9 protein-coding genes, 1 tRNA gene and 1 pseudogene are annotated in these 10,141 nt (G+C 59.6%); 5 read left to right on the top strand and 6 right to left on the bottom strand.

Annotation, left to right across the window (positions count from 1 at the left end):
- Window positions 1–41: 41 nt before the first annotated feature.
- A tRNA-Glu gene (locus tag WLY71_RS27240) sits at window positions 42–117 on the bottom strand.
- 393 nt (window positions 118–510) lie between these two features.
- Between WLY71_RS27240 and WLY71_RS27235 the strand changes: the two genes are divergently transcribed.
- The gene (locus WLY71_RS27235; RefSeq protein ID WP_033053231.1) at window positions 511–1,269 is read left to right on the top strand and encodes a hypothetical protein; all 759 of its coding nucleotides are present in this window, start codon (window positions 511–513) and stop codon (window positions 1,267–1,269) included.
- Between the two features lie 223 nt (window positions 1,270–1,492).
- On the opposite strand, the gene WLY71_RS31490 is transcribed toward WLY71_RS27235, so the two are convergent.
- From WLY71_RS31490 to WLY71_RS27220, 4 genes and pseudogenes are all read right to left on the bottom strand, one after another.
- On the bottom strand, window positions 1,493–2,356 hold the full coding sequence (locus WLY71_RS31490; protein ID WP_375154723.1) for a methyl-accepting chemotaxis protein: 864 nt from the start codon (window positions 2,354–2,356) through the stop codon (window positions 1,493–1,495).
- A pseudogene (locus WLY71_RS31485) lies at window positions 2,354–2,578 on the bottom strand (HAMP domain-containing protein); the annotation flags it as partial. The gene WLY71_RS31490 and the pseudogene WLY71_RS31485, both read right to left, overlap by 3 nt.
- A 987-nt stretch (window positions 2,579–3,565) precedes the next feature.
- On the bottom strand, window positions 3,566–4,957 hold the full coding sequence (locus WLY71_RS27225) for an aminotransferase-like domain-containing protein (protein ID WP_347806021.1): 1,392 nt from the start codon (window positions 4,955–4,957) through the stop codon (window positions 3,566–3,568).
- A gap of 184 nt (window positions 4,958–5,141) precedes the next feature.
- A complete protein-coding gene (locus WLY71_RS27220; protein ID WP_150631761.1) occupies window positions 5,142–5,903 on the bottom strand; it encodes an SDR family oxidoreductase in 762 nt (253 codons plus the stop codon).
- 101 nt (window positions 5,904–6,004) lie between these two features.
- Between WLY71_RS27220 and WLY71_RS27215 the strand changes: the two genes are divergently transcribed.
- Both WLY71_RS27215 and WLY71_RS27210 read left to right on the top strand, forming a co-directional pair.
- Window positions 6,005–6,142 (top strand): hypothetical protein, encoded by a 138-nt coding sequence (locus tag WLY71_RS27215; RefSeq protein ID WP_347806020.1) that lies wholly within the window; start codon window positions 6,005–6,007, stop codon window positions 6,140–6,142.
- A complete protein-coding gene (locus WLY71_RS27210) occupies window positions 6,139–7,143 on the top strand; it encodes an NADP-dependent oxidoreductase (RefSeq protein WP_347806019.1) in 1,005 nt (334 codons plus the stop codon). The genes WLY71_RS27215 and WLY71_RS27210 overlap by 4 nt, the downstream gene beginning before the upstream one ends.
- An 87-nt stretch (window positions 7,144–7,230) precedes the next feature.
- On the opposite strand, the gene pyrF is transcribed toward WLY71_RS27210, so the two are convergent.
- Entirely contained in the window at window positions 7,231–7,929 is a 699-nt protein-coding gene (gene pyrF, locus WLY71_RS27205) for an orotidine-5'-phosphate decarboxylase (protein WP_008148060.1), read from the bottom strand.
- A gap of 293 nt (window positions 7,930–8,222) precedes the next feature.
- Here pyrF and WLY71_RS27200 point away from each other — a divergent pair, with 293 nt between their 5' ends.
- Together WLY71_RS27200 and WLY71_RS27195 are read left to right on the top strand one after the other, a co-directional pair.
- Complete coding sequence (locus WLY71_RS27200; protein ID WP_033053235.1) at window positions 8,223–8,981, top strand: response regulator; 759 nt, start codon at window positions 8,223–8,225, stop codon at window positions 8,979–8,981.
- Window positions 8,981–10,030, top strand: coding sequence for a sensor histidine kinase (locus WLY71_RS27195; protein WP_347806018.1), 1,050 nt, complete (start codon window positions 8,981–8,983; stop codon window positions 10,028–10,030). Before WLY71_RS27200 ends, WLY71_RS27195 begins: the two co-directional genes overlap by 1 nt.
- Window positions 10,031–10,141: the final 111 nt, after the last annotated feature.

Here is a 10,141-nt window from a genome sequence, read left to right as displayed (position 1 = left end):
TTGGCAAGGTCGTGCTCTACCAACTGAGCTATTCCCGCAAATGGCGTCCCCTAGGGGACTCGAACCCCTGTTACCGCCGTGAAAGGGCGGTGTCCTAGGCCACTAGACGAAGGGGACACACGTACAACATTCACTCCCTACCGCGTTTCGCTGTGTGCTTTACGCTGTAAGTGGCGCGCATTCTATGGATGGATTGAAGGGTCGTCAACCCCCAGATATAAATTTATTTAAATCAATGACTTCGCCCTGCTTTGAGACACTAATCAGGCTTTTCCGTCGCCTGGGGTTTGACGCCTATATTCTGACACCCGCCAAGACGTTATAGTCCACCCACGCCAAAGATGATGGCAATGTGCACCTCGCACGCTATTACTTATATAAGCAGGAACGCGGCCGATACAGGCAGTGCAGTAGCCGATTCAACTCGCTGAGTGGCGCTATGCGTCCCAATGCCAAGCCACTACACTCGCACGCGAACCCCATAAAGAGGTCTTACCGGTGACACCACTCATGATCACCCTGCTAGTCGTAGCCGGGATCGCACTATTGATCGCCATTGGCTACATGAACCATGTGGTGGAAAACAATAAGCTGGAAAAGGCCCGCGCCAAAGTTGAGCTCAACGATCGTCTACGTCGTTGCGGCGAAATCACCGAGACCTTCCCCGGCCAATTGATGACACCGGGCCTCAAGCTGCTGTTGACCCGTCTGGAATTGAACGTCTGCCAACGCCTGCTCAATCTGGAAAAAACCAGCTCCAACCTCAAGGCACGGATTGGCGAACTGAGCGCCTTGGTCGGCCAGGGCGAATCGATCCCGGTCAACAACCCGCCCGCACCGATCCAGACCGAAGCCAAAGCCAAGGACGTACGTTTCCTGCTCGAAGCCCTGCACGGCCAAATCACCCGCGCCGCACAGGACGGCTTCCTGCCAACCAACGAAGCCAAACGCTGGATCCGCGAAGTTCGCCACATCCTGGTCCTGCTGCACATCGAATTCTTCAACAACCTCGGCCAGCACGCCCTGCAACAGAACCAGCCCGGCCAGGCCCGCCTGGCGTTCGAACGCGGCGTGCAATACCTGCGCAAACAACAGGAACCCCAGGTCTACGCCGAACAGCTGGAATACCTGGAAAAACTCCTGGCTCGCGCAAACGCACAAGTCATGGACAACATCGCACCGGTAGAAGGCGAAGTGAACCAGCTGACCGAAGGACTCAAAGACGTCGAGGCCGATGCGGACTGGAAGAAAAAAGTGATCTACGACTGATCAGAGAAAGTAGAAAAGCCACCTAAGCAGGTGGCTTTTTTTTGCGTTGAGTTTGATGGGCGGGGCCAGGACAGCAAGGTCGACTATCAGGCCGCCTTCGCGAGCAGGCTCGCTCCCACAGTTGGACGATGTACAACCGCAAGGGATTGGTCGGCCGTCAGGCCGCTATCGTCGGAACGCCGCCCGGACCAAGCCCGGCTCCCACAGTTGATCGGTGTACACCTCAAAGCCGAAAGTGCCCCACCATCCCCTTCAGCTCAACCCCCAACTGCGCCAACTCAATACTGGAAGCCGCATTCCCCTGCATCGCCAACGAAGACTGATCCGCGCTGGCCCGAATACTCGTGACACTGCGATTAATCTCCTCAGCCACTGAACTCTGCTCCTCGGCAGCCGCTGCGATCTGCTGGTTCATCTGCTGAATCAAAGACACTGCCGCTGCAATACTCCCCAGCGCACTCTCAGTCTGCAACGCATCACTCACAGCCAGCTTCACCAGCTCGCCACTGTTCTGAATCTGCTGAACAGAAGACTGAGCCGCCGAGCGCAAGGCGCTCACCAGTCGTTCAATCTCCTCGGTCGATTGTTGAGTACGCTTGGCCAGGGCCCGCACTTCATCGGCCACCACCGCAAAGCCCCTGCCCTGCTCGCCGGCTCGAGCCGCCTCGATCGCGGCGTTGAGGGCCAATAGATTGGTCTGCTCGGCCACACTCTTGATGACACTCAGTACCGTGCCGATGTTCTGGATCTCGGCACTCAAGCTTTCGATGCTCGAACTGGCTGAGGTGGCGGAATCTGCCAACTGTTCGATCCGCGCCATGCTCTGGCGCACCACCTGCTGACCACTTTCAACCTTGCCGTCCGCTGTCTGCGCCGCCTGAGCGGCCTCCTCCGCGTTGCGCGCAACGTCGTGCACGGTGGCGGTCATCTGATTCATCGCGGTAGCGACCTGTTCGGTTTCTTCCTTCTGGCTGCTGACTTCAAGATTGGTCTGCTCGGTCACCGCCGACAGTGACTGCGCTGAACTGGCCAACTGTTCGATGCCAGCCTGCAAACCGCTGACAATGCTGCTAAGCCCCGCGCCCATCTGCTGCATGGCCTGCATCAGCTGCCCGATTTCATCACGACGGGTCACTTCAACCGTCGCACTCAAATCGCCAGAAGCAATCTGTTGAGCAACACGGATCACACTGCGCAGCGGTGCCACGATCAACCGGGTAATCACCCAGGCCGCAATCAGCCCGACCAGCAGCGCCAGCGCCGAGGAACCGATGATCAGCAGCGAGTTCTTTTTCAGCTCCGCCTGCATCGACTGGTCTTCGGCGACATAGGCCTGATCCACCCGTTCCACCACCTGAGCGGCGCGCTGATGCAGCTGTTGATAAACGGTTTTTTCCTGCGCCAGCAGGCCGGTGTACTCAGCGAGTTTTTCGCTGAATCCGCCAATGTGCCCGACCACTTCGTTGAGGACCGTCTGGTAACCCTCATCCTTGACCGTAGTTTTCAGCTGCTCGGCCTGGGTCAGTGCCTGGTCGGCCTGCTCGATCTTGCCCTGCCCTGCGCTGTCGTCGCCCTTGCGGCTCAGGTCCAGGCGCACACGCGCTTCGTTCATGGCTTGCAACATCAACCGCGACACCAGGCTGACCTGATTGGCCTGTTCGATAAACTGCCCACCGTCCTTGCCTTCGGATTCCTTCAAGGTATAAGCGCCGTCATCGGCCAGCCCGGCCTGTAGCACGTCGAGATTATTGGCCACGCTGGACACCGACCAACTGGCCATCTCCAGTGCCAGGTCCTTGGCCTGGCTGAGCGAGACGAACTCGTCAAAGGCCTTGCGGTAAGCCCCCAGGGACTGCTCGACGTCGTTCATCACCGGCACGTTGGCCGCAGACGCCGATTTCAGTTGGGTTGCCAGAGCGATCAGACCGTCAACGCCCTCGCGCAACGCATCAGCGGTTTTCGGGTTGCCGTGCAAGGCGTACTCCTGCTCGAGCAGTCTCACCTTGAGCAAACCGCTGTTGAGCGACGACATCTGCTTGAGCCCGTCGAAGCGCTGGCTGATGGTTTGCAAGGACCATACGCCGATGGCCGCCACCAAGGCTGTCAACAGCAGCACCAGTACAAACCCGACACCCAGTTTTTTCGCCATACCGAGGTTGGCAAAACGTCCTTGCACGGCCGAAATCATTGCACTTAGTCCCCTGACATAGTCTGTTGACGCAGATTCGCAACGGGCCTGTATCAACACAAGTCTCCGGCGTCGGAATAATGGCAAAAAGCTACGCTCCCGTCGTTTTCAGAACGCTTGAGGTCGATCCAGAGCGGTGGCCTGAAAAAATGCCCGGGCTCGCGGATCACAGGCATAAGCCACATTGATGCGCTGCCAGTCATTGGCCTCTCCGGTGGGACTGAATGCCGTCGCAGAAGACAACAGCACACCGAAGCGCTGTGCCTGAGTCCGCACCTGAGCGTAGTCGGACCTGCGCGATCGCGCCCAGATGAACAGGCCTCCGACCGGCTTGCCGAAGACCTCCCACTCGGCGTCTTCAAGCACTTGCAACGCCGCCTCCCTGTCATTGCTCAAGCGCTGGCGCTGGCGCTGTACCAATTTGCGGTAGGCTCCGTTGGCCAACAGGCTTGCCAGCACCGACTCACAAAACCGTGAAGCGCCCATGCTGCTGATCATCTTGACCTCGGCCAGCTGCGAAATAACCCCGGCGCCGGCCACTACAAAACCTACCCGCAACGAGCTGCTGAGGGTTTTGGAGTAGCTGCCGACGTAGATCACGTTGTCATCGATACCCAATGCAGCGAGGCGCGTACCGGGGCCGCTGTGCAAATCCGCATAGACGTCGTCTTCGATTACCAGAAGGCCATAAGTTTTGGCCAGTTGCAGAACCCGCTGCGCCACCGCCGGCGCCAGGCTGCTGCCAGTGGGATTGTGATAGAAGCTATTGATGAAGATCCCGCTCGGGCTGTATTTCACCAGCAGCGCCTCAAGCGCTTCGATGTCCGGCCCGCGCGGCGTTCGCGGCACTTCGATCATGCTGACACCGTGCAGTCTGAGCAGATCGAACAGCAAGCAATAACCGGGATTCTCCACCACCACGCAATCACCCGGCTTGAACAAGGTACGCACGATCAGGTCCAGTCCTTGACTGGCACCCGCCGTTGTCAGGATCCGGTTTTCCTCCACCACGATATCGAGCTGTTTCAGGCGCTTGTGAATCTGCTGACGCAAGGCTGGCAGGCCCAGCGGTGTGCTGTAGTTGAACAGGCCGGCCATGTCGGTACGGCTGACCTGACGGATCGCGTAGCTCAGGTCGTCAGTTTCGCGCCAGCTCTCGGGTAGTCCGCCACACCCCAGTTTGAGTTCGCCCGAAGTGCCGCCCTGCTTCACTTCTACCCCCTCGAACCAGGGGCAATCCTGTTGCCCCGAAGCGGCCAGCGCTGGCATGGCGACAATGAAACCGGCGCCATGACGCGACGCCAGCACCCCTTGAGCCACCAGACGCTCACAGGCCTCAACGACGCTGGACTGACTGAGCAAATTGATCCGGGCGATTTGCCGCACAGAAGGCAAACGCGTCCCCGGCGGCACCTCGCCACGGCGAAGCCAGCAGGCTAGCGCGTCGACGATTTGCTGTACGACCGGCACCAATGCCTGTCGATCGATTCTCAACTCCATGAGCAAGCAAACTCCTGTCCGTTTTGCGGGAAACAGTTAATCACAGGATCGGTCGATCAGATGTGCGACAACGCCGCCAAAACCCTCGGTTCTAACCATTTGAAACACATTGCCTGACTCCTTTGCGGAACCGAAAAAAAACCCGCACAAATGCGGGTTTTTTCCTACGTTGCAGTGGCTGGTTTCAGAACGCCGTAACGCCACCGTCCACTGCCAGTGAATGCCCCGTGGTGAACGCTGCGCCGTCGCTGCACAGGTACAACACCGCACTGGCGATTTCCTCGACCTTGCCGATGCGCCCGACGGGGTGCATGGCATTGGCGAACTCGCCTTTCTTCGGGTCGGCTTCATAGGCACGGCGGAACATGTCGGTGTCGATCACTGCCGGACACACCGCGTTCACCCGAATCTTTTTCTTGGCGTATTCGATGGCCGCCGATTTGGTCAGGCCGATCACCGCATGTTTCGACGCCGCGTAAATACTCATCTTCGGCGCAGCCCCAAGGCCGGCTACCGATGCGGTGTTGACGATTGCACCACCGCCCTGGGCCAGCAGTAAGGGCAACTGGTATTTCATGCACAACCAGACGCCTTTGACGTTGACGCCCATGATCGCGTCGAACTCGTCGACCGTACCTTCGGCCAGTTTGCCTTTCTCGATCTCGATGCCGGCATTGTTGAAGGCATAGTCGAGACGGCCGTAGGTATTGACCACCTCGTCCATCAGATTTTTTACATCGCTTTCCAGCGTGACATTGCAACGCACGAAGGTCGCTTCGCCGCCCGCCGTACGAATTAGCGCCACAGTGCCTTCGCCCCCGGCTGTGTCCATGTCGGCCACTACCACTTTCAAGCCTTCAGCGGCGAACGCCTGGGCGGTCGCGCGGCCAATACCATTGGCGGCGCCCGTCACAACGGCGACCTGGCCAGAAAACGTCATGCTCATTGTTATGTCCTCGAAGAGAAGATGCGGGGGATCGCGTGTTCGCAATCTAGCCACAAGGGCCTGCGTCGCGGCAGCACTATCAGAAGGCCGGTTGGGTGCCCATGAGTGACAGTGATAAAACCGCCGGTTTGACTATCACTGCACTGGATCGATATGCATTCGCCGCATCAGCCAAACTTGCGGCATCGTTCATGAAGGTCTATCAACAAGTCTTCATTCATCTTGAGTGCCTGTCATGACTACCCAGACCAATCGCCAGTTTCTGCTCGCCAAACGTCCGGTGGGCGCGGCGACCCGCGAGACCTTCACCTATCAGGAAGTACCGGTCGGCGAACCGGCTGCGGGTCAGATCCTGGTCAGAAACGAATACCTGTCCCTGGACCCGGCCATGCGTGGCTGGATGAACGAGGGCAAGTCCTACATCCCGCCGGTCGGTATCGGCGAAGTGATGCGCGCATTGGGCGTAGGCAAAGTCGTTGCCTCGAATAATCCGGGCTTCGCGGTCGGGGACTACGTCAACGGTGCCCTGGGTGTGCAGGATTACTTCCTCGGCGAGCCACGAGGTTTCTACAAGGTCGATCCGAAACTGGCGCCTCTGCCGCGCTATCTGTCGGCGCTGGGCATGACCGGGATGACCGCCTATTTCGCCCTGCTCGATGTCGGCGCGCCAAAGGCGGGTGACACCGTGGTGTTGTCAGGTGCTGCGGGTGCGGTGGGCAGCATTGCCGGGCAGATCGCCAAGATCAAAGGTTGCCGCGTCATCGGCATTGCCGGCGGCGCGGACAAATGCCAGTTCCTGATTGACGAACTGGGTTTTGACGGTGCCATCGATTACAAAAACGAAGACGTCCACGCCGGCCTCAAGCGCGAATGTCCGAAAGGTGTCGATGTGTATTTCGATAACGTCGGCGGCGATATCCTCGACGCGGTGTTGAGTCGTCTGGCCATGAAAGCGCGGGTGGTGATCTGTGGCGCCATCAGTCAGTACAACAACAAGGAAGCGGTCAAAGGCCCGACCAACTACCTGTCGCTGCTGGTCAACCGCGCGCGGATGGAAGGTTTTGTGGTGATGGACTATGCCGCGCAGTTCGCCGCCGCCGGACAGGAAATGGCCGGCTGGATGGCCAAGGGGCAACTCAAAAGCAAGGAAGATATTGTTGAAGGACTGGAGACGTTCCCGGAGACGCTGATGAAGTTGTTCAGCGGCGAGAATTTCGGGAAGTTGGTGCTGAAGGTCTAAAAGCAGTGAAACAAAAGATCGCAGCCTTCGGCAGCTCCTACATGGGATCGCATTCCCCTGTAGGAGCTGGCGCAGCCTGCGATCTTTTTACGCGAGTTCGGCCACAACCGCCGCCAACGCCTTGGCCGGATCCGCGGCCTGGCTGATCGGACGGCCGATCACCAGATAATCGGAACCGGCATCCAGCGCCTGACGCGGCGTCAGAATGCGGCGCTGATCGTCCTGGGCGCTGCCCGCCGGACGAATCCCCGGGGTCACCAGTTGCAGCGACGGGTGCGCCGATTTCAGGGCCTGGGCTTCCAGGGCCGAGCACACCAGACCGTCCATCCCGGCTTTTTCCGCCAACGCGGCCAGGCGCAACACTTGCTCCTGCGGCTCGATATCCAGACCGATACCCGCCAGATCCTCACGCTCCATGCTGGTCAGCACGGTCACGCCGATCAGCAGTGGTTTCGGACCGGTGCGCTGGTCAAGCACTTCGCGGCACGCGGCCATCATGCGCAAACCACCGGAGCAATGCACATTGACCATCCACACGCCCATCTCCGCAGCCGCCTTGACGGCCATGGCGGTGGTGTTCGGGATGTCATGGAACTTGAGGTCCAGGAACACTTCGAACCCCTTGTCACGCAGGGTGCCAACGATTTCCGAAGCGCAGCTGGTAAACAATTCTTTACCGACTTTGACCCGGCACAGCTTCGGGTCCAACTGATCGGCCAGCTTCAGTGCGGCGTCACGGGTGGGAAAATCCAGGGCGACGATGATAGGAGTCTGGCAGGCGGACATGAGTGGGCTCTCAGGCAGGTCGAAATCGGCGCGCATTGTAGCGGAACCAGCGCCTCTGCGGGACCCGATGATCGGTAATTCGTATAGGCGGCTCAAGCAAGACTAGCCCTTGCACCCATTGTGTCGAGTCGGATACACACTTGACACGCCTGCAACACCCTTCAACGTTACCTTCGGCAGCCGCAACACGTCCTTACAGCACTTCCCGCCTCCGGGCCGGACGCCTATGCTGAAACCACAACCTCGCAGCCCATCTTTGTGGTTGGCAGCCTACCTGGCAGATGAACGCACGCATGCACAACCTCCACGCACCTGTGAACGACGATCAAAAAGCGCCCGGCGACGACAAACGCTGGAGCATTCGCGCCCTGATCGTCGACGATGACGTCCCGATCCGCGAACTGATGATCGACTACCTGGCCCGGTTCAACATTCACGCCAGCGGCGTCACCGATGGCGCCGCGATGCGCCTGGCGCTGCAAGCGGAGCATTTCGACGTGGTGGTGCTCGACTTGATGCTGCCCGGCGAAGACGGTTTGTCACTGTGTCGCTGGCTACGCGCCGAATCGGACATCCCGATTCTGATGCTCACTGCCCGCTGCGAACCCACCGACCGGATCATCGGCCTGGAACTGGGCGCCGACGACTACATGGCCAAGCCGTTCGAACCGCGAGAATTGGTGGCGCGCATCCAGACTATCCTGCGCCGGGTACGCGACGATCGCACTGAACAGCGGGCGAACATCCGTTTCGACAACTGGCGCCTGAACAGCGTGCTGCGCCAGTTGATCGCCGCGGATGGCCTGGTGGTGCCGCTGTCCAACGCCGAGTTCCGTTTGCTCTGGGTGTTCATCGAACGTCCGCGCCGGGTACTCAGCCGCGAACAACTGCTGGATGCCGCTCGCGGTCGCTCGATCGAAGCCTTTGATCGCAGCATAGACTTGCTGGTCTCGCGCCTGCGCCAGAAACTCGGTGACGACCCGAAAGCCCCGCAGCTGATCAAGACCGTTCGCGGTGAGGGTTATCTGTTCGACGCCAGAGACATCGGCTGATGCGTGCGCGCTTCGATACGCTCTTCGGCCGCCTGTTTGGCATGCTGCTGGTGGCGATCATCCTGGCGCACTTGTTGGCGTTTTTCTGGTTTCACTATTACGGCCCGCCGCCCCCACCGTCGCCGGGGTTTTCCGAAAACTTCGACGGACAGCGCCCGCCGATGGACCCGCGCTTCGGAAATCGGCCACCGCGGCCGTGGTTCGGCGGCCCCTTGGTGCCGCTGACCTTTCAACTGGTCTCGTTGATCATCGCCGCCTGGTACGGTGCCAAACTGCTGAGCCGGCCGATCCAGCGCCTGAGCGATGCTGCCGAGCGACTGAGCGAAAACCTCGACAGCCCGCCTCTGGATGAGTCCGGCCCACGGGAAGCACGGCAAGCGGCACACACCTTCAACAAGATGCAGCAACGCATTCGTGAACAAGTGCAGCAACGCTCGCGGATGCTTGGCGCCGTCTCCCACGACCTGCGCACGCCGCTGTCGCGGCTCAAGCTGCGACTGGAGCAGATCGACGACAACAAATTGCAAGGCCAGATGCGTCAGGATCTGGACGACATGATCAGCATGCTCGACGCCACCCTCACTTACCTGCATGAACAGCGGACCAGTGAAGTTGTGCAATGGATGGATGTGCAGGCGCTGGTCGAATCCCTGAGTGAAAACGCCCAGGACCAGGGCGCCGATGTTCTGACCAGCGGCCACTGCGCACCGTTGCAAGTGCAGCCGATGGCCTTGCGCTCGTGCATCAACAACCTGCTGGACAATGCCCTGCGTTATGCCGGGCAGGCAATGATTACGCTCGAAGACACGCGCGAAACCCTGGTGATCCGGGTCATCGACCATGGGCCGGGTATTGCGGCGGATAAACGTGAAGCCGTGTTCGAGCCATTCTTTCGTCTGGAAGGATCGCGCAACCGCAACTCCGGTGGCGTCGGACTGGGCATGACCATCGCCCGCGACGCGGCCGAACGCCTGGGTGGCCAGTTGAGCCTGGAAGAAACGCCCGGTGGCGGCTTGACCGCCGTTATACGGTTACCTCGATCCTTGTAATTGGATGGACTCGCCCAAGCCGAGGCGTCAATGCGCCACGGTGGCAGTCTAATCAGCCAACGACAGCGAGGGCGAGTCCATGAAAAAGCATACTTCGATTGATCAATCCCT

Source organism: Pseudomonas rossensis, from assembly GCF_039888995.1.
In the GTDB taxonomy this organism is placed as follows: domain Bacteria; phylum Pseudomonadota; class Gammaproteobacteria; order Pseudomonadales; family Pseudomonadaceae; genus Aquipseudomonas; species Aquipseudomonas rossensis.
This window is presented reverse-complemented; position numbering and strand designations above follow the sequence as displayed.

What these genes read in the sequence shown, in the direction of transcription:
- WLY71_RS27220 (WP_150631761.1), bottom strand. Translation starts at nt 5,903, where the DNA reads ATGAGCATGACGTTTTCTGGCCAGGTCGCCGTTGTGACGGGCGCCGCC.
- WLY71_RS27210 (WP_347806019.1), top strand. Translation starts at nt 6,139, where the DNA reads ATGACTACCCAGACCAATCGCCAGTTTCTGCTCGCCAAACGTCCGGTG.
- pyrF (WP_008148060.1), bottom strand. Translation starts at nt 7,929, where the DNA reads ATGTCCGCCTGCCAGACTCCTATCATCGTCGCCCTGGATTTTCCCACC.
- WLY71_RS27235 (WP_033053231.1), top strand. Translation starts at nt 511, where the DNA reads ATGATCACCCTGCTAGTCGTAGCCGGGATCGCACTATTGATCGCCATT.
- WLY71_RS27195 (WP_347806018.1), top strand. Translation starts at nt 8,981, where the DNA reads ATGCGTGCGCGCTTCGATACGCTCTTCGGCCGCCTGTTTGGCATGCTG.
- WLY71_RS27200 (WP_033053235.1), top strand. Translation starts at nt 8,223, where the DNA reads ATGCACAACCTCCACGCACCTGTGAACGACGATCAAAAAGCGCCCGGC.
- WLY71_RS27215 (WP_347806020.1), top strand. Translation starts at nt 6,005, where the DNA reads ATGAGTGACAGTGATAAAACCGCCGGTTTGACTATCACTGCACTGGAT.
- WLY71_RS27225 (WP_347806021.1), bottom strand. Translation starts at nt 4,957, where the DNA reads ATGGAGTTGAGAATCGATCGACAGGCATTGGTGCCGGTCGTACAGCAA.
- WLY71_RS31490 (WP_375154723.1), bottom strand. Translation starts at nt 2,356, where the DNA reads ATGGGCGCGGGGCTTAGCAGCATTGTCAGCGGTTTGCAGGCTGGCATC.